Raw genomic sequence first — 26,409 nt, forward strand, 5'->3', positions numbered from 1 at the left:
TTTATGAAGTTATCTAAATCTACTGGCGAGTTTCAGGAAGTGCTGGAAATCGATGAGAACATTCATCGATTGGTCGGTAATCTGGAACTGCTGGCGTTTATAAATCCGTTGAATATTGCCCAGGAACGCAAGCAATTTTTCAAGGAAAAGTACAAGTACAACCCACAATTCAAATACCGCAAGGTGCGTTTTGACACCTATAAACTGCATCGGCTGTTTTTTAGCCAGCGGCTCAAGGACATTGATGACAAGGTCATACGCGACCTTTACAAGGACGTGGTATACACTTACAGCGGTATGGTCCAGTGCATTGAGACCATAAGCCAGCCGGACAACAGGTTTTATTTCAACAGCCTTCGGTTTTACGGTACGCCTACCGATAAGATGGTGGAAAACGCAAAGTTTATCCTACATCATAGGGAAGATGATGAGTCCGCTTTCGCGAAAGCGGAACCTCAATTATCTACAGAACAAGCGATCCAATTCTTTGAAGATTATAAAAAGGAATACGGTTTCAATTTTGCCATCAAAACCAGCAGCGCCATGAGTGCCGCGGCAATGGTTTCCAATAAAGACCGTGCACTTATACTGAAGAAGAACCACCAGTTCTCGCAGCACCAGCTTAATGTTTTGGCGCATCACGAGATAGGAGTTCATCTGGTCACGACTTTTAATGCGATCGAGCAACCCTTAAAAGTGTTCGGGAATGGATTTCCCAACAATGTGGAAACACAGGAAGGACTAGCCGTTTTTGCGGAATATATGAGCGGTAATTTGACCGTTTCAAGACTGCGAGAACTGGCTTATCGTGTGATTGCCACAGACAGTCTCATTAAAGGTAACGACTTCACAGAAACCTTTAACCTGATTCATAATCAATACGGTCTGGATCGTGAGCGAGCCTTCAATATTACCTTGAGAGTTCATCGTGGTGGCGGTTTTACAAAAGATGCCTTATATCTTTCTGGTCTTCAAAAAATATACAACCGTCATCAAGCAGGCGAAAATATGGAATCATTGTTGATGGGTAAATGTTCCCTAGAATACTTGCCATCTGTAAAGAGATTGCAGGAAGTAGGTCTTGCTAAACCAATTACATTTAAATGCAAATCCTACAATTTCAATAACAATAAAGACCAACGTGTAGAATGGATATTGCAAAATTTAAAATAGTCTCGTTTTTAATATTACTTTTTATAAGTTCCCTAAAATCATGGGCCCAATATGAAATTCCCATATATGTTACCACAACAACTTCAGAGAATGTACCGGTAAGGATCGTTACCAATAGTTTGGTCGATCAGGTCTATGAAAGAGTAGATTCTGCATATATATCTGGTTTTGGAGGCTTTAACAGCTTGATTGTAGAAAATAAAATCTTTCCCATTCATCTAGAGGACTTTGATGATTTCAATGCAGCTGTTTTTAAAAATGACAGCCTTATTACGGTCATTTACTCAGGTGCTCAAGGCGCGTTAAAAAATGAATATTTGATTACGCGTAATGAAGTTTACGCCGAGTTTGCCAATCAAAAGGATTTATTGAAGCAGCCCATGGCACAACTCGCTCCATCGGTCGATAGTCTGACCAATGTATGGATGGAAAAGCTAAAAAGCATGCCTTTTAGCGAGTTGTTTAAAGAAGATGAGGCCATGTATTATAAGAGTTTTCAGGCTTATGTAAAACTGGCACACCAGCAATATCAAATGAACCAAACCACTTCGCTTGAAGATCTTGAATTGCAGGATTTTCCTGATATGGATTTCTCTAACAATCGTTATTATACGACTATACCACAATACAAGGCCATGGCGCAGGTATATAACTTCAAGAAATTATTGCAGCTGGAAAAAGTGCGGTATGGTCGCCGATTTGTCAATGATTTAGATGGTTTTATTACTAGCGATCTTAAAAAGAAAGCATTTGTCCAGTCTACGGAGCATCATCCTAGAGCAGACTTTTTGTATGACATTTCAAAACCACTTTACAATCCGCATACAAGTAAAGAACGACGCCTATATAGAAAAAGTAAGAGAACAGGTAAGGGCAGTGAGTTTGAGTATCCTGAAGTGCAAACCGTTGATGGTGCTAGCGTGAATTTCAATAATTTTCAAGGTAAAAAAATCCAATTATTGGTTTATAGTTTTAGAGATCCTTTTCTAAGCCAAAATCTAACCAAGTGGAATAAATTCGCGGTACAGCAAGAACCAGACACCTACTATGTAGCTTATGGAGTTGATGCCTCACTTTATGAGGATACTTGGAAGGAATTGCAATTTTCCAGTCAGCTTGCTGGACTTAATGTAAAAGCAAGTCCCAAAGATGGTTTTGAATTTAAAGAAGACCTTGGAATATTATTACTACCTCGCGTCATCTCGATTGATGCCAATGGGCTCATTTCTAATCCCAACTTGGATCTCGATTTTGAAAAAAGTGTGCCGCTGGGCAGATAAACTATACTTTAGTAAACGCTGAACGTAAGTCTACTTTCTTTAAAATCCTATCGATATTAATACAGAGCTAACACTATACATTCTACCTATCTTTGCGGCCATAAAATCCAATCCATGTCAGAATTGCAAAAAGAGCTCGAAGAACGCTCTGGAAACGTTTGTGAACTTTGTGCTTCCAAGGAATCACTGCTGGTCTACGATGTACCTGAATCACCTAGTGATGTCAAGGATACTCAGATTCTAGCTTGTTCTACCTGTGTCAATCAGCTCACAGATTCTGATCAAGTTGATGCGAATCACTGGCGTTGTCTTAACGACTCTATGTGGAGTCCCGTTCCAGCAGTTCAAGTTGTAGCCTATAGAATGTTGAACCAACTCAAACCTAAAGGTTGGCCAGTGGATTTACTGGATATGATGTATCTGGAAGATGATGTCAAAGAATGGGCGATGGCAGGTATTGCGTCTGGGCCGCAAATAGTGCATCGTGATGCTAACGGTCATATTCTGTCAAAAGGCGATAGTGTTGTACTGATTAAAGATCTAGACGTTAAAGGAGCTAGTTTTACAGCAAAGCGTGGTACACCTGTGCGCAACATTTCACTGGATCATGAAAACGAAAATCACATAGAAGGAAAAGTCAATGGCCAGCATATTGTGATTTTGACGCAGTACGTGAAGAAGAGTTAAGAAGTATATTTTCTCTTACGCAACCACAGGAACAATCCACCGAAACCGAGTATGATCAACAACGGCACGACAATGTTGATCGTTTGCCACAATAATCTATGGTCATAACTGCGTTTGATATCTAGAAACGGAACCTTGATTTCCTTGTTTCTCAGGGCAATCAAATTGTCATCATCCAGCATATAGTTGACCACATTCATCAAGAATTCTTTATTCCCATAAAACTGACCGGTACGCATATCATATCCTAGATCTTGCGGCTGACCGCGATCTATTTGATTTTTCATGATATCGCCATCTGCCGCGAGAAAAATGGAAGCCTTGCTGGTCTCATCCTTATGATCTTTGATTTCAAATGGCTTGACACGGTTTTTATAGGCACTTGTAAAAGATCCTTGGGCAATGGCTGCCAGTGGCTGGCTACCTGATCTATACAATTGCGGATCTATTTCATCATCCAGTTCATTTAGAGAAATGGCAGATGGTAAAGTAACTATTGCAGTTTCAGTACTTGATGATAATAGAATGTGCTTTTTACTGGAGCTTTTCAACGTGTCCAGGCTACCGGTATATTCAAATTTCACTTCTTCCAGATTGCGTGTGATATCGCTGGTACTATCACCACTAGCCATAGGGTAGTAGGGCCATTGAAAAGCTTCGTACTGTGTGTTTCGACCTTGTCCTGTCGCTAGAGCCAGCGCACCACTTTGAACATCTTTAATCAAGCCACGATTCAAACGTAGACCGTATCTAAAGAGCATGTCATCCAAATTTAAATCTCTGGAGAGTGCATAGGCTTTTTGATCAGGGTTTGCCAGGCTATCATTTTCCATAATGATAGGATCTACCGCCATGAGCAAATTCCCACCATTCATGATATATTGATCAAGAACGTATTTTTTGGTTTCAGAAAAGGCGACGGTTGGTTTGGGCTCGATCACCAGATCGTATTTCTTCAATTCATTCAGCACTTTTACTGGCGTCACACTATCACTAGAAGTAACAAATTCAATCCCGAATGGCGCAATACGATAATATGCCTGTAGAGATCTAATGAAATCGGCGATTTGAAGGTTACTCAATTCACCGCTGTCGCGCAGTATGGCAATGGTTTTTTCCTTGGGCTTGGACACCTTGCGCAAGCCATCTGCCAGTTGGTATTCTAATTGATTAATAGAAGAATTCACTCGTTGCTCTGTAGTGGATCGCGCTACCGATTTCAACAACGGGATCGCGGTACGTTTACCGTCATAAGCGATGATCGCATAGGGAAACACGGTAACATTGGTCTGTTTTCCCTTTTCAATAATATTGGCGACGGCAGGTTGTACGCCTTCTCGAGCGAGTTGCTGGACGACCTGATTGGCTTCTTCTGGATTGAGATTTTCCACAGGATCGAGAAAATCATATTTCAAATTGGGATGTATGGCGGCCAGTTCTTCCAGTAATTGTTTGGTCTCCTGTTTCAATTTGAGAAATTCTGACGGTAACTCGCCATCCAAGAATACATCTATGAAAATGGGAAGCTCGGCTTCATCCAGCAGTTTTTTCGTTTCGGGAGCAATGGTGTACCGCTGGTTTTCAGTCAGGTCAAAGCGTTTGTGAAACGTTCCAGACAGGTAATTTATCGCAACGAGTGCAACGATCAACAAGGCTATATTTCTAACGATCTTAATCATGAATTCCTATTCAGGCTTGTTTTGAGTGAAATTTCGCTTAAAGCGAAAAAGAAAACAGCGACGCTCAAAAAGTATACAACATCACGAGTATCTATAACGCCGCGCGCCATACTTTCATAGTGATATTTCATTCCAAAAGATGCGATCAAATCGTCGGTAACGAGATAACCTGCGGCACCTTCAAACCCAAAGTACATCACAAAACAAACCAGCGCCGCAATGAGAAAGGCTATGATCTGATTTTTAGTCACCGTACTGCACCAGATGGAAATACTCACGTAGCCCAACGACATCAATAAGGCACCTAAATAGCTACCGAAGGTACTGCCCAAATCGATATTGTAAGAAGTCTGTCCCAAAGTACCGACCGTGATGACATAAATGACCGTAGGCACTAAGGCCAAGGTGGTTATTGTAAAGGCCGCAGCAAATTTCCCACCTATTAAAGATCGTATGGAAATGGGTCTGGTCAACAATATTTCCAATGTGCCCAGATCACGTTCTACCGTGAAGCTGCGCATACATATCGCGGGAATCAAGAACATAAACAACCATGGTATCAATAGAAAAAACGGAGTCAGATCTGCAAAACCATAATTAAGCACATTGAATTCACCATCAAATACAAACACAAACAAACCACTAACCAATAGGAAAATACACAGCACCAAATAACCGCTCAGGCTGCTGAAGAATCCACGTATTTCCTTTAGATAAATGGCTTTCATGAAAGGCTGTGAAGTTTTTCTACGCTGGTGGCGATGGGCTTTTGATCAAACATGGCTTTGGTTTTAGGCCATATCTCTTGAAACAACGCAGAATTTCGATAGTTATTTAAATCGGTTGAAGAATTCCAGTAACTGTAGGTAAAAAAGGTTTGTGGATCATCAGTTCCTTGATAAAGCTCTAAAAATTCACATCCTGGTTGATGACGTATCTTCTCTTTGATGTCCTCAAAAAGGACTTTGAAATCATCGATTTTGTTTTCAGAAAAATGCATCTGTACAATCCTTACTATCATTTGTTTTCAAAGTTTATGATGACTGGTGCATCTAGCTGCAAACCGAATAACGTACTCGCGCTACCAACGGTCAAAGGATTAGATCTATAGGTGGCGATTTCAATCAATCCAGCCGTGTTGAAAATGACCAGTCCTTTACCGTCCACGTCACGTTTTTCTGGTGGCGTGTCAAAATTCACGATATCAGAATAGCGGTCGTAAATCACTTTGTGCTTTTCACTGCGTGCCGCGAGCTCAAAAGTACGGCCACGACCTACTTCTTTGAACAATTCCCGACTAATGTTGGTCACACTGTTCCCATAATTATCAATGTAAATCACTTGGCCATTAATGTAGTTCCCGCTTTCAGACACTTGCGGATGGATACCCGTAATAGATCGTAAGGAATTGATGGGCTTGCCTATAACTTCTAGCGTACCGCCACGAGCAATGTGGCAGGCCGTTTTCACAAATACGTCCAGCGTCGTGAAGTTGGACGATATGCGATCGTGAATGTTGATCTCTACCATTTTTTCTGCCTTGAGCTTACTCATGATCAAACATAGCGATCCATTGTCAGCACAAATAAAATAATGGCCGTTCAATAGAATGGCGACATGCTTATTTTCTGGAGTATGTTCGGCATCGACGCCTATGATGTGAATCGTCCCATCAGGAAAGGAATCGTAGGCCTTTTGAATGATGTAGGCAGCCTCTGCAATGTGAAAAGGTGATATGTCGTGTGAAATATCAACAATAGTAACAGCGTCTAATTCTTTAAGGATAGCACCCTTAACCGCGCCTACATAGGGATCTTTCCAGCCAAAATCTGTCGTCAATGTAATTATGGCCATATAAAAGGTAGGTGGTTGTTGATTAAATGATAATTAAAATTGGCTCTTAAATGAACGCTCTAGACTAGAATTTACTAATTTCATAAGCCATAGGATCATCCTCAACAAAACTAAAAAATAATAGACGCAATCTGTCACTTAATTTACCGCTTTTGAACGAACTTGTCATCGACCTTGCAGACGCAAATCCCAGAGAATTTTTTGGCGTCAAGAACAAGAATCTAGCCTTCTTAAAACAACATTATCCCAAACTTAAAATCGTCGCTCGTGGCTCTGTCATGAAGGTCTATGGCGATGAAGAACAACTGGCCGAATTTGACAAGAGACTTGAAATGTTGCTCAAACATTTTACCAAGTACAACAAAATGGACGAGAACGTCATGGAGCGTTTATTAACCGCAAACGAGACCGAAAATTACGAGGCCAAGGGCACCAACGATGTCTTGGTTCATGGTAATAATGGAGCGCTTATACGTCCCAAAACACCCAACCAGCGTAAATTGGTAGCGCTTTGCAAGCAAAACGATATGGTTTTTGCCATAGGTCCTGCGGGAACCGGTAAAACTTATATAGGTGTCGCGCTAGCTGTTCAGGCACTTAAAAATCGCGAGGTAAAACGTATCATCATCACGCGCCCGGCTGTGGAAGCTGGCGAAAACCTTGGTTTTTTACCTGGTGACCTCAAAGAGAAACTGGATCCATATATGCAACCCATTTATGATGCTTTGCGCGACATGGTGCCAGCAGAACGTCTCGCGTCTTACATAGAAAAAGGTACCATCCAGATTGCGCCGCTAGCTTTTATGCGTGGCCGCACGCTGGATCAGGCTTATGTTATCCTTGATGAATCCCAAAACACCACACATGCACAGATGAAGATGTTCCTGACGCGCATGGGTAAGGACGCCAAGTTTTTCATTACCGGCGATCCAGGGCAGATCGATCTACCGCGACGCACCATTTCAGGACTCAAGGAAGCCTTGTTGATCCTTAAAGAAGTAGAAGGTGTTGGTATGATGTATCTGGACGATAGCGATGTGGTACGTCACAGATTGGTCAAAAAAGTGATTGCGGCTTATAAGGAGATAGAAAATCGCAATTAGGTTTTTTGTGAGTTCGCTTTCGCGAAAGCGTGCTCTTCCCAAACATCGTCAATAACTATTGAATAAAAATGAATCCCATTTGCTGCATTGCAAGTGGGATTTCTGAAATTTACCAAAGATTAAAACAAACCTTCATGTTCCTATTTGATACCATAACCAATACTGATTTTAAATTTCCAGGACAGCAATCTGTTTATAAAGGAAAGGTTCGTGAAGTGTACACTCTGGAAAATGATCTATTGGTCATGATCGCCAGTGATCGATTGAGTGCTTTTGACGTCGTGATGCCACGAGGTATTCCATTTAAGGGACAAATCCTGAATCAAATAGCGACCAAAATGATGGCTGCCACGGCAGACATCGTTCCCAACTGGTTGATCGCAACGCCAGATCCTAATGTGGCGATAGGGCACAAGTGTGAGCCTTTTAAGGTAGAAATGGTCATACGAGGTTATATGAGCGGTCATGCCGCGCGCGAGTATAAATCGGGAAAACGTGAGTTGTGTGGTGTCACCATGCCTGACGGTATGAAGGAAAACGACAAGTTCCCACAACCCATCATCACACCAGCCACCAAAGCCGAAATGGGCGATCACGATGAGGATATCTCGCGTGAAAACATTTTGGCTCGTGGAATTGTTTCCAAGGAAGATTATGAGGTGCTGGAGAAATACACACGCGCCTTATTTGAAAGAGGTACACAGCTGGCAGCAGATCGTGGTTTGATACTGGTAGATACTAAATACGAATTTGGTAAAACTGCAGATGGAACGATCGTTCTCATTGACGAGATACATACACCAGATTCTTCCAGATATTTTTATGCCGATGGTTATGAAGAACGCCAGGAAAAGGGCGTACCTCAAAAACAACTGAGTAAAGAGTTCGTACGCCAGTGGTTGATCTCCAATGACTTTCAGGGATTAGAAGGTCAAAAAGTACCCACAATGAGCGATGAGTATATCCTATCTGTCAGTGAACGCTACATTGAGTTGTACGAGAAAATCACTGGAGAGCCATTTGATAAGGCAGACACCAATAACATTCTGGATCGTATCGAGAAGAATGTGGTAGCTTGGTTACGAAATTATTAGTCTTGGAAGATTTAAGGTCATTTCCAACGGAAAAACAGTCTTTAGCTTCTGTAAAAAAATTACGAGAAACAATTTGGCCTATTTATAGCCCAAACGATGATATTGAATTATATAGAAAAAAAATTGAACAGATTATTTTTAGTGAATTTGAAATGATTCCTGACATTAAAAGGTCAATTTCCCTTTCTGATTTTTCTTTACCAATATTTAGAGTACGTCCGCTTCAATCTTTCATAGATATAAATAGGTTCTGTGAGCACAGCTATCCACCCATAAAATTTGCTTCATTAAATAGATGCAATTATAATGGAAAACCAGTTTTTTATTGTTCCAACAATCCATTAACTGCATTACTTGAAGTGGTTAGAAATACTCAATTTAAAGGAATTAAATTTTGTATTTCAAAATGGAATACTCATAACTTGAATGAGAATATTGTTTTTCAAACTTTCCTTCATTCAAAAATGAATACCAACAATAACTTTAGTTCTATACCCGAAAATGAAATTAGTGAATTAGATAAAAATTTTGAAAATAAACTCACTGATGATCAGAAGAAAGGACTATCAGTGTATCTGAAATTTCTTCACTCTACATTTTTAGATTCAGATAATTATGAAGTTACAGCGTTTTTTGCAAATAGAGCTATGAACGCTCCACATGAATATGCTACTGATATCTTATTGTACCCGAGTAATCAAACTAATCGCAAAGGTGTTAACCTAGCAATTAGTCCAAATTTTGTTGATAATAGAATGTTTATTGAGAGGTTTTATATTGTTGAATTAAATAACATTAAACCTTCTAAAGATCAATTAAATATTACTCTGACCAAATTTGGTGAAGTAAAGAATAGTAAGGTTTATTGGAGATACTTAGACGAGAATGATGCAGATTATAGGAGTTTTTTCCTTAAAGATTTTGAAGGTGCTCTTACTAACGATTTTGGATGGAATTTTAACGTCGCCATTTCTGACGATCTACAACGGTAAAATAATTTTTAATTGAATAGATGATCAATAGATACAACGATGTGATTTAGAATCTTTAATACATAGATCTTTGATTTTACTCTTTTTATCTTTATTAATCGAATAACTGTTACTTTAATACAAACATTATTCGATTAAAAACCTGCCAGTAATTCAGTTTTATATCTTTTGGTGCCGATCTGGCAGTATTTCGCGGAAGCGATCTTATCAATCATTTATTTTATAAAGCACTGACTTTAAGGTTTTTAAACTGATAACTTTGAGTTATTTCAAATTATAAGTTTCATATGGCACCATCGCATGGTGCTTGCAGCTTTACAGGTAACTAATAACCATTAAAGTTACCTAATGAAAGTACTTGTAATAGGAGCAGGAAATATGGGACTTGCATATGCAAAGGCACTCATAAAATCTGAATACCTAAGTAAGGACAACCTGATGATTTCAGACACCAGTCCTGAAAAAACCATAGAACTCAAGAAAGAAAGTCGGTTTGATGTGTACACCAATCTAGCCGATTGTTTACCATCTGCAGATATTATCTTCTTAGCCGTTAAGCCTTACCACGCTGGTGAATTGCTAGCAGAGTTAAAACCATTGACCAAAAAAGACCAAGTCATTGTTTCTATCATGGCTGGTGTAACCATAAAAACTATTCAGGATGGTTTAGGCATTGTCAAGGTCGTACGTGCCATGCCTAACCTACCGGCACAGGTAGGTAAAGGATTGACTTCATTTACAGCATCTAGCGAAGTTTCTAGATTGGAGCTTTCAACCGTCCAGAAATTATTGGATACCACAGGAAAGTCCGTGTATTTAGATACTGAAAATGACATTGACGCTTCTACAGGAATTTCTGGTAGCGGTCCAGCTTATGTGTTTTATTTTATGCAATCCATGATGGAAGCCGCAAAAAAAATGGGCTTTTCTGATCATGACTCAAAAGTTCTGGTAAGTCAGACTTTTGAAGGAGCCGTAGAGCTTTTCAATCAATCAGATTTGAGTCCAGAATCCTGGATGAATCGTGTGGCCTCAAAAGGTGGAACCACAAGAGCTGCATTGGACTCCATGGATGATAATAATGTGCAGGATTTAATTCAGGAAGCGGCGTATGCTGCCTTTAATAGAGCTGTTGAATTAGGAAAATAGATATGTTAGACTTAGATAAAGCAAGAAAGAGACATAAAAAGAGAGTTGTCGTAAAAGTCGGAACTAATGTGATGACCAATAAAGACAATCGAATTGTGAGACCTATTTTAAAAAAATTGGTGGATCAAATTGCCCGATTGTATGAGGAAGATATCATTACGGTATTGATTTCTTCAGGATCTGTCATTGCAGGAATGGAAGTTCTGGACGATAATGATATTGAAGATATTACGATCAGACGTCAGGTGTATTCCGCAGTTGGACAACCTAGAATGATGCGTCATTACTATAGCATCTTTCACGATTATGGGATGCGTTGTGCTCAAGTACTCGCCACTAAACGTGATTTTGCAGAAGGTAAGCACCGTGACAACATGATCAATTGCTATGAAGGTTTGTTGAGTCAAGGAATTGTACCCATCGCAAATGAAGACGATGCCGTTTCACTATCCATGTCGATGTTTTCAGACAACGACGAACTTGCCAGCCTAGTAGCAGAATTGATACAGGCAGATATGTTGATATTATTGACTGATATCGATGGTGTTTATGATGGTAACCCAGCAGATGAATCGTCCAGACTGATTAAAACCGTGACCACCAATCAACCGGTAGAGCAGTTTATTCAATCTTCCAATAAAAGTGAAGGAGAAGGACGTGGCGGAATGAAATCAAAAATAAACGTAGCAAAGCAAACTGCTGCCAAAAATATTCCAACCTACATCGCGAACGGAAAACGAGAAGATTGCATCATTGATATTGTCAATGGAAAAGATGTAGGAACACGTGTCCACCTAGTAGAAGAAGAAGCGTAAAGCGTAAAAAAAATTGAAACAAACAGAATGAAATTATTGAAAGAAGACATAAAAAATAATGTATTACAGTCCATGATGGAGCTATTGGCACAGCGCAAGGATCACATCATTGCGGCCAATAAAAAAGATCTAGAGGCTTTTAGCGGTGATGATCAGGCGCTTTATGAGCGATTGATTGTTGACGACAGTAAAGTAGAGGACATGATTCGTGCCGTGCGTGAGGTTAAAGATCAGCAGGATCCTGTTGGGCAAACGATTAGTGATGACACCTTGGAAAATGGATTGAACATCACCAATAGAACAGCGCCCTTTGGAACCATCATGATCATTTATGAATCACGACCAGATGTCACCATCGAGGCCGCCGTTCTCGCCTTTAAAGCCAATAATAAGATATTACTCAAAGGTGGTAAAGAAGCGCACCACAGCAATGAAGAACTTGTAAAATGTTGGCATCAAGCCTTGAAGGATAATGATCTTTCCACTGACTGGATCCAATATCTTAAGATGGATCGCACAGCTACTCAGGAGTTTTTAAAGAACCCAGATCAGCCATTAGATCTCATCGTACCACGTGGTGGTGAACGACTTATTGAATTTGTCAAATTGCATGCAAAATGCGCCGTTCTGGTAAGTGGTCGCGGTAATAATTTTGCCTATGTCGCACCAAGCGCAGATATTGAAAAAGTAATTCCGGTTATCGTGAATGCCAAAACCAATAAAATTTCTGGCTGTAATGCTCTTGACAAAATTTACATCGATCAAAATCATCCCGATTTTGAAAATGTAAGTCGCAGGATAGAAAAAGAGTTGACGGATAAAGAGGTTCATATTGTCGCTAGTAAAGAATTTACCGACATCTTAGAAACCAATGATCTGATTGAAGATCAAAATGTCTGGTTTCAGGAATTTCTAGCTAGAAAAGCAGCCATGGGAACAGTCAATGGATTGGCAGATGCCATCGAACGCATCAACACCTATTCTGGAGGCCATTCCAACATTATCCTAACGGAAAATAAGGATGATGCCGCCACTTTTATGGAGCAAATCGATAGTGCAGCGGTGTACCATAACGCCTCTACACGATTTACAGATGGTGGACAAATGGGCGTAGGTGCAGAGCTTGCCATTAGTACGGACAAGCTGCATCACCGCGGGCCACTAGGATTGAAACAATTAGTTACCAATAAATACTATGTTTCAGGTACCGGACAGATTCGTGAATAGTATTTGAAATATTCTAGGTAAACTAAAAGCTCAGATGTGATTCTGAGCTTTTTTTATTTCACTTTTCTGCCTGTCAGACAGACACGAAAGCGCAGTCAATTTTAATAGCAATTCAACCACATCACGGTTTAGAAATGCATTTAATATTATTGATACCCAGCAGCTTGTAAATTGAACAATCTGGAATACGTCTGCGGATTATTCATGAGTTCTTCATGCGTCCCAATTTCTTCAATCTTGCCATTTTTCAATACCAGAATACGATCTGCCATGCGTACGGTGGAGAATCGGTGCGAGATAATGATGCTGGTTTTACCTTTAGTAAGCCCTATAAATCGCTCAAACACATCAAATTCCGCTTGCGCGTCCAGTGCGCTGGTCGGCTCGTCCAGCACCATGATGTCGGCATTTTTCATGTAGGCTCTCGCGAGCGCAACTTTTTGCCACTGTCCACCACTTAGTTCTTGACCTTTGGCAAAACGACGTCCCAGTTGCTGGTCAATGCCGTCTGTCATCTCTGCAATGACCTGACTGGCGAGGCTGCGCTCTGCTGCGTCTGTAATCAAGGAATCATTGTCGATTTGGGCAATGTCTCCTACGGCTATGTTTTCGCGTAAGCGAAATTCATACTTGAAAAAATCCTGAAATATCACACCAAATCTTGCCCGGTATTCTTCTTTAGAAAATTTCTTGATGTTGATGCCGTCAAGCAAAATTTCACCGCTAGTAGGCTCGTAAAATCTTAAAATTAGCTTGATGAGCGTGGTTTTACCAGCACCATTCTCGCCTACAAAGGCAATCTTCTCGCCGGCCTTTATATGGAAACTGACACCTTTAAGCACCGGTGTGTCACTGCCTGGATAATGAAATTGAACATTTCTTAGCTCAAATCCTTCGGTAATGACTTCTGGTAATGGTACAGGATTGATTGTGTGTTGCTCTAGAGGTATATCGAGAAAGTCAAAATAATCCCTTAAATACAAAGCACTTTCTGAAATGCGGGTGAATCGTGAAAAAAACTGTTGCAAGTTGTTGCGTAATCTATTGAATGATCCAGATAAGAAGGTCAATTCACCTATAGTTAGAACGCCAGCGATGACCTCAATAATGATAAACACATAAGCACCATAATAGGACAAGGTTCCCAATATATTGAAAAGGGAGCCGTAGATACTTTGCTTGATCGACAGGTTTTTATTGATGTGGTAGTACTTGTTGGACAAGTTTTTAAATCGCAGCGCGATATAATCGGTAAGTCCAAAAAGCTTCACCTCTTTGGCCGTGGTATTGTTGGCACCTACAAATCTTAGGTAATCCAACTCACGACGTTCTGCGGTCCAGCTGCGTGCGAGAGAATAGCGGTGCGAACTGTATTTTGCCTCATTGATAAACGATGGTATAATACTTAGGATCAAAAGAACAATTAGCCAAGGTTCAAAATAGATAAGTGCAGCAATTAAAGAAACAATGGAAATGAGCGCCTGTACCTGTCCTAGCGCGTCACTCATTAAGTTTACACGACCATTGGTTTGCTGTCTGGCACGTTCCAGTTTGTCATAGAATTCTGGATCTTCCAATTGTTCCAGAGAAAGTTCATTCGTCTTGCGTATAATTTTTTCTGAGGAAGCGTTGGAGTAGAGGTCGCCTATCAAACCATCAGTAAGTGTGACGAGTCTGTTGAGTAATTCTGTCAGAATCACGACACCTAGTTCGATACCTACAAAAGTCCAAAGCCTCGTTAGGTCTTGTTCTTCAAGAGCAATTTGGGTGATGATTTCATCAATGATGATTTTCCCTATCCACAAAGTAATCACTGGTGACAGCGCGGTAAGCAGCCTGCCTATGGAATTGACCGTAAAAAGTTTGGGGCTTACGCGCCAGATTTCGCCAAAAAATCGTGGGATTGCAGACAAGGAATCAAGAGAGAAAACAGAGGTTTTCTGTTTATCTGTAATGGATTGTAATTTAGGTCTAGCCATGTCTGCAAAGATACTTTACAAACATTGGCTGGTTAAGATCGTTGTCAATTTTTACCCTTGGCGTTATCCAAGATGTTCTTTGTAAGATGGAAAATTTTGTTGATAGTGATGTTTGAATGTAGTTCGCTTTCGCGAAAGCGAATTCATTAAAAATCTTTACTGCAATCGTGTATTTTGAGTCACGTTCCAAAAGCCTATAGAGGCAATCGCACCAATGATCATAAATGCACCGCACATGATAAAAACGTACTGATGGCCCAACTCGCCAGGCCATCCATCCAAAAAATAACCTATCAAAGGTCCCATAAAAATGTCTGGTGTATAACCCACCAACGAGATTAACCCTATAGCGGTGCCTGTCATTATAAGCGGTATGTGACCTTCCTGCAATGCCGCAAAATATAGTGTGCGAAAGGCGTAAACGCCAGTAGCCGTGACGAGAATGGAAATGATAAACAAGGTTCCCAAACCTTCATCGATGATGCCGCTGGCAAAAAGCGCACAACCCAGTAAGGAAAGGAGAAACCCGATAATCATCATGAGCGAGGTTTTGGTCTTGTCTGCCAGCAAACCGACGCCAACACCTACAAATGGTCTGATGTAAAGAAGATAGGTCCCAACCTTAGCCGATTCTACCTCGTCATACTTGAGTACATCGTTAGCATAAAGTGAAAATACATCTGTGATCTTGTAACCTACATAGGCACAAAGGATTATGATCATTAATAACCATACCGCTTTGATCTTAATGACGGTTTTGAAGTTTGTAATCAATTCCTTCCATTTTGTGACTTGTACTTCTTCCGCACGAGCGGTTGATTTTAAAAATATCGCTACCAGAACACCTATCACGGCAATCACGGCAGAGAATGTTAGCACAACGTATTGAAAAGAATCCGCTTGATTTTCAACCGATGTGGCTACCCGATCAACTACAAAAAAGGTAAACACAAAGATTCCCAAGGATCCAAATCCAGCAGCGACCAGTCCACGACCACCATCCAACAACCCGAAGGCCAGCCCTTGCCGGTTTTTACCACCAGTAACACGGGTTGCTTTGAGCATGGCAGCCCAAAACAAGAATATGGTAGTGAAACCCCAATAGCCGTAAAGCCATTGCAAGGTCCAGAAATCAGGAATGGTAGCGAGTACCAAGCCACCAGCAGCCGTAAGAAGTAATGCTACACTAATGAGGTACTTAGGTTGGTATTTATCGGCTATGGAACCTCCAAATAAGTAAGAAAAGAAAGCGACAACGCCATAGGTTGAAAATAGCGCGCCCAGTTCCACATTAGATAATTGAAAGACTTCCAACACCGTAGGCCGAAATATTCTGGGCAGAACAAAGGGCAAAATGAAAACTGCTTCACCCGCTAAGATGAGCAATAGAATGTTGAGCCATTTTGCGGTCTTGGAAAAAATAGGTTGGTTATTTAGTCGATCTGGTACAAGATCAGCAAAAAATAATTAAAGAACCTAGGAAAGATATGTTTTAGCCACCAACTCTTTTGACTTTAAAGCCTTTCTCCTTAAGAATATCCATGATACGATCACGGTAATCACCTTGAACGATGATGGTGTCGTTTTTAAAACTGCCGCCGACTCCTAAAGTGGTTTTGATGTCTTTGGCGAGTATTTTAAAATCCTCTGTCGCACCAGTATATCCCGCAATAATAGTATTGACTTTTCCTTTGCGCTTTTCAAAACGACATTCTAAAGGCTCATCCTGCAACCAAACGTCGCTTTGTTCTTCTTGCGCTTCTTCTTGTACTTCGTACTCTGGAAATAGATTTTTAAGTTGGTCTTTTAGGTCCATGGTGGTAAATTATCTTGCGGTAGGATCTGTTTCTTCGTGTTTATCGATATCAAATATAGATTCTTCACGATTATATAGAATACTGACCCCTTTTTGCAATAGTAAATTGTTGGGATAGGTGATGAGCTCGCCTTCTGCCGTTCTCAAAATGGTGTAAAATCCTTTAATGTCTTCAATCACTGCCGTTACTGGTAAATCTTTATCGTGAATACGTACTCGATCACCAATTTTATAGGGAAAGGTGAAGTAGAGTATAAAGCTAGCCGTGACATTGCTTAAGATGCTCCAGTTCGCAAATAAAGCGACACCTACTACGGCAAAGGTAGATCCTAGTGCAACCAAAAATCCATCTCTTTTTAGGCTCCAAACAAGAATGACAGCAATCACTGCCATGGTCCAGATGACATAGCCTACATAACGATTGAGGTACTGTTTGCGCAATTTGGAGCGCTCTACCTTTTTACTGAGCTTACCAGCACTCCAAATGATACTCCTATGAATTAAAAAAGCTATTATGAGAATGATGAGCGTCGGAATGACCTCTGGTTGATTTAAAAATGTTTTCATAAACCTAGACTATCTCTTAATACAGAGTATTGATTACTATTTTGATTCCAGTAAGGCGTTCTTATGGTTTTTTTCAACGTCGCGGTCGTTGTAGCTATGTTTCCGCGATCTGGATATTCTTCACTCCATGAAAGAATTTGAAAAGGACTCGAGCTTTCAAGAGTGTATGAAACCTTTCTTCCATTTTCATACTCAACCGAATACATGAATTGATCGTCTTGTTTTTCTAAAGTTGCAGTTGCATTAAGGACTTCCGTGGGATTGTGGGTAAGCCGTAAATATTCCGTTGAAGGAATGATTTTGATGTTACCCGTAGGCATCAACTCAGGATCAACGCGCAACTGATTGGGAATTTGATTTTCCAGCATGGCATTATCGATTGCAAATTCTTTATTACCTTCCTTTTGAAAATAACTAAAGAGGACACATTCATACTTATCGTTCCTATTGTTAAGTTGCATGTAGGTATGACCGCACCATTCTTGAATAGAGGTCGCTACTTTAATTGCGTTTCCTTCTAGGTCCAATGGTAAGAACGTACTACTCATGATTTTATAAGGATATATTCCCGTATAAAAATCTCTAGTGGCATTAAGCTTTAATACAGATCTATTGGATTCTTGTTCTTGATCAGCTTTTACTTGATCGTTGGGATCAAAAGGTTCTGTAACAAATATGAGAACCGCATGACCGTCTCTTATCTCGCCATAGCGACTTTGTTTCAGTTCATAATTACTAATCTCTGCCACACCAGCATACCAGTAATCTTTAAACTCGGGACTCAAATTTCTTTTAGGAGCTTCATTTACCACTGCAGCTGATAGCTCATTATTAGCTACTGGTGATTCTGTATCAGAGTTAGGTGCATTGCAGGAAACAAAAAGTAATAGAGATAGAAAAAATGGAATCGTCTTCATAGCTCAATTTTGGTGCAAAGATAGGAATACTCAATGGCGCCGCTATTTTATAATTAAGAGGCTTGTTTCATTTTAATGGTTTTTAACGATTGCTAGTTAAACATAGTTAATCTTTGAAATGTGATCGCGCAACCCATTTAATTTCGTCGCAAAATCTAAACCAATGAAAAAATATATCCTTTTAAGTGCCATTGCAGCACTTCTATTAGTAGGTTGTGGCGGTACACAAAATGCAATCAAACAAACCGAAAGAACCGTACGTGGGAACTGGGTCATTGACTCTGTAACCTATACAGGTAATGGTCAATTTGAATCTACTTTGCTTCAAGATGTAAGCGCTCAATGTTTTGAGGGTAGCCAGTGGTATTTTGTCGCTAACAACAACCGTGGTAGCTATAAAATTGAATCTCCAGAATGTAATACAGGAACGAGAAACTTCATATGGGTGATTCCTGGATCTGAAGATATTATTGAAGGTGATCTATTGTTGAAGCCTACGGGTGACAACTATAAAAGCGAGACAGATGCTGGATTTAGATTAAATGTCAACAACCTAACAGAAACTAGCATGACCTGGAGCCAAAGCGTTCTTGTCAACGGAAAGACGGTAAAAGTCAACATGAACTTTAGAAAGCTAGCAGACTAAGCATTATCCCTAATAATAATCACAAACATTAAACTGAATTTATGAAAACTAGAATTTTAAGTATAGCGACAGCATTATTATTAATCGTAAGCTGTCAATCCCTTCAAAACACTAATAAGCAACAACGTGGTACTGCCATTGGTGCTGCTGGTGGTGCCATCCTAGGTGCCATTATAGGTAATAACGTAGGTGACGGTAATAATCAAACTGAAGGTGCTGTGATAGGTGCCGTAGTTGGTGGTGTTGCTGGTAACGTAATAGGACGTAAGATGGATAAACAAGCGCAGGAGATTTCTCAAGAAATCCCTGGAGCGCAAGTAGAGCGTGTAGGTGAAGGTATCGTTGTAACTTTTGATGAAGGTAGCGGTGTACGTTTTGCCACAAATCAAGCAACATTAAACGCATCTTCAAAAGCTACTTTGGATAAATTGGTCAACGTAATGAATGACTATCCAGGTACAGAAATTTTGGTTTCTGGTCATACAGATAGCCAAGGTGAAGCCGCATATAACATGGATCTTTCAAAGAGAAGAGCTTTTGCAGTTCGTGATTATCTAGTAGCAGATGGTATCGCTTCCAGTCGTATGGCTGTAACTTACTCTGGTGAAACTAATCCTGTTGCCACTAATGATACTGCCGAAGGTCGTGCACAAAACCGTCGTGTAGAAATAGGTATTGTCGCTGGTGAAGAAATGCGCCGCGATGCAGAACAAGAAGTGAAAGGATAAGAAACAGCTTTCATTTTTGAATAACCGCTTTGCTTATCGCAAGGCGGTTTTTTTATGACTTAATTTAGAGGTTGGTCAGCGCATCTGCAATACTTTAGTAGAAGTCATTAATACCAGACCAAATGGAATACACAGCACTAGAAGTCTTTGAGATCATTCTCAAATTAGGAATAGGCCTAAGCATATTAAATGTATGGCTTATCAATAGAAAAAAAGCAACTCCATGGCGAGCAAAAGACGCCAGCAGCATGAAGGAAGAATTTGCCGTTTACGGCCTTTCTAAAAACATGATGATCATCGTTGGAACCTTGAAATGCTTCTTTGCCGTCTTATTGCTCATTTCTATTTTCTATCCGTCAAATGCATTTCCCAGTATAGAATGGATAGGAGCAGCAGGTATTGCCTTGCTTATGGCAGGCGCGATCTCCATGCACTTTAAAGTAGGTGATCCACCTAAAAAATCATTGCCAGCGGCGATATTTCTTATACTATCGATACTTATCATCTTTATCTAGATGATCAACCATAGCTTATAGGCGATAATGCCATTGAGCACCATAAAAATAAATGCGGGCGAGGAATCATAAATAGAATCCTTGATCCGCATTCTTATTATAAATCCTAGGAACATGAGAAGCGACAATCCTGCGGCAGCAACGGTAGCAATCGTGAGGTTGTAGCTGTAGATTAAAAGGCCTATGGCGCCAGCAACTTGAAACACACCTGTGATTTGACGTTGTAGGGTTGAGAGGCCAAATCTTGTAAACTCCATCTTCATTCTCGGAGTAACCAAACAAGTGACTCCAAAAAACAGAAATGCAATACCGCTAAAGTAGATCAACAAACTGAGTACGGACATAGGTTGCTTTTGAGGGTTATCGCTTTCGCGAAAGCGAAATTCCTGTTAAACTTAAACTAATCCGCCATAGTCGCTTCGTTTCCCGTAATCTTTAACGACAACTTAACCGATTGCTCTACCACTGAATGTTACTTTTAAAATTATTGCTAACTATAAAACGAAAAAATGAGTACAAAGATAAAAGCTTACGGCGCACAGGATTCAAAAGCAGATTTGAAAGAGATGACGATTGAACGTCGTGATTTGAATTCCAATGACGTCAAAATAGATATCCTATATTGTGGTGTGTGTCATAGTGACATCCATACCGTAAGAAACGATTGGGGAAATGCAAAGTATCCATCGGTTCCAGGACATGAAATCATTGGTAAAGTAGTAGAAGTAGGTTCTGATGTTTCCAACTTTAAAGAAGGTGACCTAGTAGGCGTAGGCTGTATGGTAGATTCTTGTTTAAGTTGTAGCGCTTGTGAAGAAGACCTTGAACAATTTTGTGAAGAAGGAATGGTGGGAACCTATAATGGTAAGGACAAGCATTTAGGCGGTCATACCTATGGTGGGTATTCTACAAGTGTTACCGTGAGAGAACATTTTGTTTTAAAAATACCTACTAATCTGGATACTAAAGCCGTGGCGCCACTTTTATGTGCTGGAATTACTACATTCTCTCCGCTTAATCATTGGAACATCAAGGAAGGTGATAAGGTAGGTGTTGTAGGATTAGGTGGTTTAGGCCACATGGGAATCAAATTTGCCGCCGCTATGGGCGCAGAAACAATCATGATTACCACATCACCAGAAAAAGCAGAAGATGCCAAAAGACTAGGAGCGGATGGTGTATTGATTTCTAAGGATGAAGATGCCATGAAAAAACACCGTGGATCTTTTGACTTCATCTTGAATACCGTTCCCGTGAAACATGATGTCAATCCTTATCTACAATTACTTAAAAGAGACTCTACGATGGTTATGGTGGGCGCTATCGAACCGTTAGAACCAATGAATGGTGGTAATATCATCATGGGTCGCAAGAGTATTGCTGGATCTCTAATAGGTGGTATCAAGGAAACTCAAGAAATGCTTGATTTTTGTGGTGAGAATGACATTGTTTGTGATGTAGAAATGATCAACATGGATGAAATCAACACAGCTTTTGACCGTGTGACAGATGGTGATGTGAAGTATCGTTTTGTTATCGATATGCAGTCATTAAAGAACTAATTGTAATAATTTAATTTTTTAAAATCGGGTACTGCTCTTTATGTACAGTACCCGATTTCACTATTTACAAATGATGAGATATTTTTCAATTTTTATATTGCTTGTCGGCTTTTTGATCAATGCCCAGGACAGCAAGACCAGTGCCTTTAAAGAGTATTATCCCATATCCGTACGACCTGAGTTATCACTTGGATTGGGAAATAATCCTTATGAACAGATACTTCTGGAAGCCAAGCCAACCGTGTATTATGGAATCTACAACGATTTACGATCTGCGTTAAATAAGGATACGATTACAAATGGTGATGCTATTTATTTAGCTTTTCAACCAGAGTTTAGAATCTACAATGAAGAATCTAAACCGGTAAAGACACCTAGCTATAAATTATTGATAGGCTGGCAAAAAATTATCAAAACAGATAACGACAACTTTCTGACTGCGGCCATTGAAACAGGTCACTACAGTAATGGGCAATCTCGCAGCGCTTTTAGTACAGAATTTGAAGACAATTCTGAAGAAAGTAGAGCGCTCTATGATACGTTTACAGACGATACAGATCTTGCCGCATTACTCAATAGACAGACCGGTAATTTTTCAACCAATCTCACTCGAGTAAGTTTTAATTATAGACTAAATACGTTTGATGCTCAAAACGTACCAGAGCAAATACACTCCATCACGGCTACATATCAGTTATACCACAATAAATTCTTGGGAGTCGCTGATTTTGGAGGTTACAATCCAGAGGATATTGATATTTATGGTAGACACAGGATAGAGTTGGGCTATGAGTATACCGGTTATTTCAAAGACATTAGATATGTGTTGAGCGAACAGGCGATGTACCATTTCGGTTCGCATCCATCCAGTGCACCTTTTAGATCAGAATCCAGATTTATGATCTATCCGTTTAGTAATGACTTTGGTTTTATGGCTCAGTTATCTGTAGGTCGTGACGATTACAATTATCGTTTTCTAGATGATTATACTAGATTTTCTGTAGGTATTACTTGGGATTGGTTCACACCGTTTGTCATCAAACCGACGAAGCAGCAAATGCCTGATCAACCCGAATTAAAGCAAGGATAAGTTAAGTTAGGAGTTAAGATTAGGGAACTTAGGTAGAAATATGGTAATGTTTGTTCCTTTGCCCACTTCAGACTGGATGTCAAACGTACCATCTAGATGGTTCAATAGTCTTTTTGCTGTAGCGAGACCTATTCCAGTTCCTTTATTACCGTGTCGATCTTCATCATCTGCGGTATAGAACAGATTGAATACATGGTCAATTTTATCTTCTGGGATACCACGACCGTTATCCGATACAGATATACTGTAATAATCTTCATGATCAAATAGGTCTAAAGAAACTCTAGTCGTTTTCTTGTCACCATATTTAATGCTGTTGTTTACAAAATTGAGCAGTATTTGATGCAACGCAGCTTTACTTGATCTAATGATTGTAGGTTCTGCTGGAGAATAAGAAATTTTAACCGATGGATCTTTGCCCGTCATGGCGATAATGTCCTCTACTAACTCTTTAAAATTAACATTATCCAATTCATCAGATACAAGTTCGTCACTTTGATAGAATAGGAGCATCCCATCGATATATCGGCTCAAGTTAAATCCTGCTTCTTCAAGCAATTTGAGGTACTCCATGGAATCTTTTGAAAACTTGTCTTTATTGTCTGCGGCAAGCAATTGAGAAATCATCGATATATGCGACAGCGGTGTTTTCAAATCATGCGTGACAATACCTGCAAAGTCTTTTAGTTCCTGATTTTTTACTTTAAGCTCGTCTTGTATTCTTTCTAATTCAAAGTTTTTAAGTCTTTCCTCAAATAATAAGGTAACATGCTTTGCCATGCTTTTTAGAGACTCCATTTGAGTTTTATTCAGTTCTCTAGGCTTGCCGTCAAAAACACAAAGAGTTCCCAGCTTAAAGCCTTCTTTGTCAATGAGTGGTACACCGGCATAAAACACCGTATTTTCCTCTTCAATAGAAGGATTTCCTATAAATCGTTCATCTTCACGCGCATCATTGACCACCATAATGTCATCATCGCTTATAATGGTATGTGAGCAAAAGGACAGATCTCTAGGAGCTTCTGACAAATCAACTCCATGTCTGGATTTGAAGAAATTCCTGTCGTTATCCAATAAAGATATCAGGGCAATTGGTGTATCACAGATGGACGCAATGATTCTTGTGATATCGTCATAGCTATCTTCTGGCAAGCTATCTAGAATCTTATACTTTTCTAGCGCTTGCTGTCTCAATTTTTCGTTAGAAGGTCTTGGAGCAGTCTTCATAAGTTTTTTAAATGGAAGCTATCTATTGTTTTGATGTTGTCTTCAACCCATTAAGGCCGCGCAACTTACAAAGAATCATTTGGAAAGCATCATATACTAACATTTCCTATAGTTTTTTTAAGAAATTGGAATCTTTTAAACGAGGTTAAACAAACCCTTCACACGAAGCAGGATTTCGTTTTAACAATTGAGGGAATCTTCCCTAAGCTATCGCTAAACCTAAGCCAATTGGATTTTTATAAACAAGATTATCTGCATTATGATCTTATATTTCCCAAAAATGCAAGGATTATGAAAATCAAAATTATACTAATCCTAGGGTGGTTGATGGTAGCGGTAGGCTGTATAGAATCCAAGGAAACCAAAGTGCCACAATCTGTAGTTGCCACTTTTGTAAATAAATATCCTACTCAGGAAAATCCGAAATGGATCAAAGATGAAAATGGACTATGGGAAGCGCAGTTTGAAAGCAAAGGAGAAAGATTGCGAGCAGGTTTTCAACAAAATGGACTTTGGGTGGAAACAGAATACAGTGTCAACATAGACAACCTTCCAGCCGCTGTGGTAAATGCCGTGAATCAAAACCACCAAACTGAAAAAATAGTAAGTGCAGATTTAGTTCACCATTACAATAAAGGAATATTCTATGATCTTGAGATCCAGACCATAGATTCAACTTATAAAGTGGAATACAGAAAAAACGGAATGCGATTATAGAATCAAATACAAATTAAAAAACCACGCTTTAAGCGTGGTTCTTTTTTAAACAATACATTCAATAGGCAATACTACAAATAGAGTAGTTCCATGTTCTTTAGAAGATATAAAAGAAATATTGCCGCCATGGAAACCTGCAATCATTCTAGCGATGTAAGTTCCTAGACCAGTACCTCGATCTTTTCCTGAGGTCGTGTATTTTTCAAAGAATGTCGGCTGGATTTCCTCTGGAATCATTCCCATATTGGAAAACGATATCTTGAGCTCGTCATCACATTTAATATCAATGGTAATTTTTTCTCTTTTAGGTGAAGCATCTATGGCGTTCCCCAAAAGATTTTGAAACATATGTTCCAGATAAAATTCATCGCCCTTGACAAGAATCTCGTCAGTACTAGGTTCAAGCTCTCGACCATCTTGCAACATATAGATTTCTAGTTCCTTTTGCTCAATGGTTTCCATATAATCCTTGGTCACATTGGCCAGTGAGGTAACTAGGTCAAATTCAGTAATGGTAGGCTCAAACTCACCTCGTTCCATGCGAGCAAAATCCCTTGCAGATGATAGCAGTAATAAAGTGTCTTTTCCAATGCGCTTGATGGTGTCAATCCACTTGCGCTGCTTTTCGTCAACTTTACTTTTAGACAAAATATCAGCTACAGATACGATGGAACTCAATCGATTACGCAAATCGTGTTCTGCCAGTCTATTGGCGATATCTTGAGTTTCCAGTTTTCTTTCAAGAATAGCTATAGTTGTCTCCAGTCGCTTGACGGTATCTTCCAGTTCTTCAGCCTTTACCACAAGCGTCATTTTGCGCTTGTCGTCGTCTGCAGTTTTTAGAAATGCAGCGTTGGCAATGATGTCAAACTTCTCGTCATTTTTATTTTTTACGGTCCATCTACCTTGCAACTCGTATTGCTTTTTCATGAACTCGTCATGATAGCTTACCAGTTTTTCTTGATACTCTTCTGGTACCACATAGGTAAAGGAGTTTCCTATTAATTCATCTTTGGTATAACCGTAAATATCGCAGTACGTAGCGTTCACATCAGTAAAAATACCATTAGAATCTGTCACGCAAATTCCTATAGGCATGTGTTGGAAAACATTGAAAGACAATGCGTTTTGATCCTCAAAGATTCCTTTGATGGACTGTAACTGTCTTTCAGTATTATGATCACTTCGTTTACTCATATATGTACTTGATAATCAGAATTTATTAACTACAAATATAGGAACGATCCTACAAATATGATATTCGCAGGACAACGTAAAAAGTCAAAAATTTGTTAAATCGATTAGGGTTCGCTTTCGCGAAAGCGAACTCATTTTACCCATCTCTACAGGGATAAATTTTTAGAAATTAAGTCCATAAGTTGCAAGATCTTCAAGAAGTATGTAGTTTTAAATTATGTTTCAAAATAGACATACAGGTATCCTTCCCAGAATGCGCCGCAGCTGCTAGTAGTGTTGTGCGCGTTATCTCTTTTTAAAACCTATTATTTTGAATCAACCTTCTTCTTTTTATTTACAAACCTTAGCCATTCCTTTTTGCAGGACATCGTTATGGTACCGTCGTCGCCCGTAAG

General features: G+C 39.7%; 27 protein-coding genes. 15 read left to right on the plus strand and 12 right to left on the minus strand.

What is annotated here, in order from left to right; genetic code table 11:
• Nucleotides 1-3 precede the first annotated feature (3 nt).
• From AAU57_RS09605 to AAU57_RS09615, 3 genes are all read left to right on the plus strand, one after another.
• Nucleotides 4-1,173, plus strand: a complete 1,170-nt coding sequence (locus AAU57_RS09605; protein WP_055412702.1) for a flavohemoglobin expression-modulating QEGLA motif protein — start codon at nt 4-6, stop codon at nt 1,171-1,173.
• Entirely contained in the window at nt 1,149-2,453 is a 1,305-nt protein-coding gene (locus AAU57_RS09610) for a hypothetical protein (protein ID WP_055412703.1), read from the plus strand. Before AAU57_RS09605 ends, AAU57_RS09610 begins: the two co-directional genes overlap by 25 nt.
• Nucleotides 2,454-2,567: 114 nt before the next feature.
• On the plus strand, nt 2,568-3,140 hold the full coding sequence (locus tag AAU57_RS09615; RefSeq protein ID WP_055412704.1) for a PhnA domain-containing protein: 573 nt from the start codon (nt 2,568-2,570) through the stop codon (nt 3,138-3,140).
• On the opposite strand, the gene gldG is transcribed toward AAU57_RS09615, so the two are convergent.
• From gldG to AAU57_RS09635, 4 genes are read right to left on the minus strand one after another with little or no spacing between them, the layout of a single operon-like run.
• Nucleotides 3,137-4,819, minus strand: a complete 1,683-nt coding sequence (gene gldG, locus AAU57_RS09620; RefSeq protein ID WP_055412705.1) for a gliding motility-associated ABC transporter substrate-binding protein GldG — start codon at nt 4,817-4,819, stop codon at nt 3,137-3,139. The two genes, AAU57_RS09615 and gldG, sit on opposite strands and share 4 nt — an antisense overlap.
• Nucleotides 4,816-5,547 (minus strand): gliding motility-associated ABC transporter permease subunit GldF, encoded by a 732-nt coding sequence (gldF, locus tag AAU57_RS09625; RefSeq protein ID WP_055412706.1) that lies wholly within the window; start codon nt 5,545-5,547, stop codon nt 4,816-4,818. Before gldF ends, gldG begins: the two co-directional genes overlap by 4 nt.
• Nucleotides 5,544-5,840 (minus strand): putative quinol monooxygenase, encoded by a 297-nt coding sequence (locus AAU57_RS09630; protein WP_055412707.1) that lies wholly within the window; start codon nt 5,838-5,840, stop codon nt 5,544-5,546. Before AAU57_RS09630 ends, gldF begins: the two co-directional genes overlap by 4 nt.
• Entirely contained in the window at nt 5,837-6,673 is an 837-nt protein-coding gene (locus AAU57_RS09635; protein ID WP_055412708.1) for an S-adenosyl-l-methionine hydroxide adenosyltransferase family protein, read from the minus strand. Before AAU57_RS09635 ends, AAU57_RS09630 begins: the two co-directional genes overlap by 4 nt.
• A gap of 152 nt (nt 6,674-6,825) precedes the next feature.
• On the opposite strand from AAU57_RS09635, the gene AAU57_RS09640 reads away from it, so the two are divergent.
• The 6 genes from AAU57_RS09640 to AAU57_RS09665 all read left to right on the plus strand — a co-directional run bounded on the left by AAU57_RS09640 (nt 6,826) and on the right by AAU57_RS09665 (nt 13,053).
• Nucleotides 6,826-7,776, plus strand: coding sequence for a PhoH family protein (locus AAU57_RS09640; RefSeq protein ID WP_055412709.1), 951 nt, complete (start codon nt 6,826-6,828; stop codon nt 7,774-7,776).
• Nucleotides 7,777-7,910: 134 nt separating this feature from the next.
• Nucleotides 7,911-8,870 (plus strand): phosphoribosylaminoimidazolesuccinocarboxamide synthase, encoded by a 960-nt coding sequence (locus AAU57_RS09645; protein WP_055412710.1) that lies wholly within the window; start codon nt 7,911-7,913, stop codon nt 8,868-8,870.
• Nucleotides 8,871-8,872: 2 nt separating this feature from the next.
• A complete protein-coding gene (locus AAU57_RS09650; RefSeq protein ID WP_055412711.1) occupies nt 8,873-9,862 on the plus strand; it encodes an RES domain-containing protein in 990 nt (329 codons plus the stop codon).
• 348 nt (nt 9,863-10,210) lie between these two features.
• The gene (gene proC, locus AAU57_RS09655) at nt 10,211-11,011 is read left to right on the plus strand and encodes a pyrroline-5-carboxylate reductase (RefSeq protein WP_055412712.1); all 801 of its coding nucleotides are present in this window, start codon (nt 10,211-10,213) and stop codon (nt 11,009-11,011) included.
• Between the two features lie 2 nt (nt 11,012-11,013).
• Nucleotides 11,014-11,826, plus strand: a complete 813-nt coding sequence (proB, locus tag AAU57_RS09660) for a glutamate 5-kinase (RefSeq protein WP_055412713.1) — start codon at nt 11,014-11,016, stop codon at nt 11,824-11,826.
• Between the two features lie 27 nt (nt 11,827-11,853).
• Nucleotides 11,854-13,053, plus strand: coding sequence for a glutamate-5-semialdehyde dehydrogenase (locus AAU57_RS09665; RefSeq protein ID WP_055412714.1), 1,200 nt, complete (start codon nt 11,854-11,856; stop codon nt 13,051-13,053).
• 146 nt (nt 13,054-13,199) lie between these two features.
• On the opposite strand, the gene AAU57_RS09670 is transcribed toward AAU57_RS09665, so the two are convergent.
• The 5 genes from AAU57_RS09670 to AAU57_RS09690 form a co-directional block, all read right to left on the minus strand.
• The gene (locus AAU57_RS09670; protein WP_055412715.1) at nt 13,200-15,032 is read right to left on the minus strand and encodes an ABC transporter ATP-binding protein; all 1,833 of its coding nucleotides are present in this window, start codon (nt 15,030-15,032) and stop codon (nt 13,200-13,202) included.
• A gap of 156 nt (nt 15,033-15,188) precedes the next feature.
• Nucleotides 15,189-16,418: an MFS transporter gene (locus AAU57_RS09675; RefSeq protein ID WP_316931651.1), complete on the minus strand. Its 1,230-nt coding sequence runs from the start codon at nt 16,416-16,418 to the stop codon at nt 15,189-15,191.
• A 106-nt stretch (nt 16,419-16,524) separates the two neighbouring features.
• Entirely contained in the window at nt 16,525-16,848 is a 324-nt protein-coding gene (locus AAU57_RS09680; protein ID WP_055412717.1) for a translation initiation factor, read from the minus strand.
• A gap of 9 nt (nt 16,849-16,857) precedes the next feature.
• Entirely contained in the window at nt 16,858-17,415 is a 558-nt protein-coding gene (locus tag AAU57_RS09685) for a mechanosensitive ion channel domain-containing protein (protein ID WP_055412718.1), read from the minus strand.
• Entirely contained in the window at nt 17,412-18,332 is a 921-nt protein-coding gene (locus tag AAU57_RS09690) for a hypothetical protein (RefSeq protein WP_055412719.1), read from the minus strand. The genes AAU57_RS09685 and AAU57_RS09690 overlap by 4 nt, the downstream gene beginning before the upstream one ends.
• 163 nt (nt 18,333-18,495) lie before the next feature.
• Here AAU57_RS09690 and AAU57_RS09695 point away from each other — a divergent pair, with 163 nt between their 5' ends.
• The 3 genes from AAU57_RS09695 (at nt 18,496) to AAU57_RS09705 (ending at nt 20,221) form a co-directional block, all read left to right on the plus strand.
• A complete protein-coding gene (locus AAU57_RS09695; protein WP_055412720.1) occupies nt 18,496-18,978 on the plus strand; it encodes a lipocalin family protein in 483 nt (160 codons plus the stop codon).
• 41 nt (nt 18,979-19,019) lie between these two features.
• A complete protein-coding gene (locus tag AAU57_RS09700) occupies nt 19,020-19,706 on the plus strand; it encodes an OmpA family protein (protein WP_055412721.1) in 687 nt (228 codons plus the stop codon).
• A gap of 122 nt (nt 19,707-19,828) precedes the next feature.
• Nucleotides 19,829-20,221: a DoxX family protein gene (locus AAU57_RS09705; RefSeq protein WP_055412722.1), complete on the plus strand. Its 393-nt coding sequence runs from the start codon at nt 19,829-19,831 to the stop codon at nt 20,219-20,221.
• On the opposite strand, the gene AAU57_RS09710 is transcribed toward AAU57_RS09705, so the two are convergent.
• The gene (locus AAU57_RS09710; RefSeq protein WP_055412723.1) at nt 20,218-20,565 is read right to left on the minus strand and encodes a DoxX family protein; all 348 of its coding nucleotides are present in this window, start codon (nt 20,563-20,565) and stop codon (nt 20,218-20,220) included. The two genes, AAU57_RS09705 and AAU57_RS09710, sit on opposite strands and share 4 nt — an antisense overlap.
• 165 nt (nt 20,566-20,730) lie before the next feature.
• Between AAU57_RS09710 and AAU57_RS09715 the strand changes: the two genes are divergently transcribed.
• Together AAU57_RS09715 and AAU57_RS09720 are read left to right on the plus strand one after the other, a co-directional pair.
• Nucleotides 20,731-21,783: an NAD(P)-dependent alcohol dehydrogenase gene (locus tag AAU57_RS09715; protein ID WP_055412724.1), complete on the plus strand. Its 1,053-nt coding sequence runs from the start codon at nt 20,731-20,733 to the stop codon at nt 21,781-21,783.
• A 73-nt stretch (nt 21,784-21,856) separates the two neighbouring features.
• Nucleotides 21,857-22,873, plus strand: a complete 1,017-nt coding sequence (locus AAU57_RS09720; RefSeq protein WP_156340287.1) for a hypothetical protein — start codon at nt 21,857-21,859, stop codon at nt 22,871-22,873.
• Between the two features lie 6 nt (nt 22,874-22,879).
• Here the strand turns inward: AAU57_RS09720 and AAU57_RS09725 are convergent, their stop codons facing one another.
• Entirely contained in the window at nt 22,880-24,100 is a 1,221-nt protein-coding gene (locus AAU57_RS09725; RefSeq protein WP_055412726.1) for a GAF domain-containing sensor histidine kinase, read from the minus strand.
• Nucleotides 24,101-24,391: 291 nt separating this feature from the next.
• Between AAU57_RS09725 and AAU57_RS09730 the strand changes: the two genes are divergently transcribed.
• Complete coding sequence (locus AAU57_RS09730; protein ID WP_055412727.1) at nt 24,392-24,817, plus strand: PepSY-like domain-containing protein; 426 nt, start codon at nt 24,392-24,394, stop codon at nt 24,815-24,817.
• 45 nt (nt 24,818-24,862) lie between these two features.
• Here AAU57_RS09730 and AAU57_RS09735 read toward each other — a convergent pair whose 3' ends face one another.
• A complete protein-coding gene (locus tag AAU57_RS09735) occupies nt 24,863-26,014 on the minus strand; it encodes a PAS domain-containing sensor histidine kinase (RefSeq protein WP_055412728.1) in 1,152 nt (383 codons plus the stop codon).
• Nucleotides 26,015-26,409 lie beyond the last annotated feature (395 nt).

It is taken from the genome of Nonlabens sp. YIK11 (assembly GCF_001413925.1).
Classification (GTDB): domain Bacteria; phylum Bacteroidota; class Bacteroidia; order Flavobacteriales; family Flavobacteriaceae; genus Nonlabens.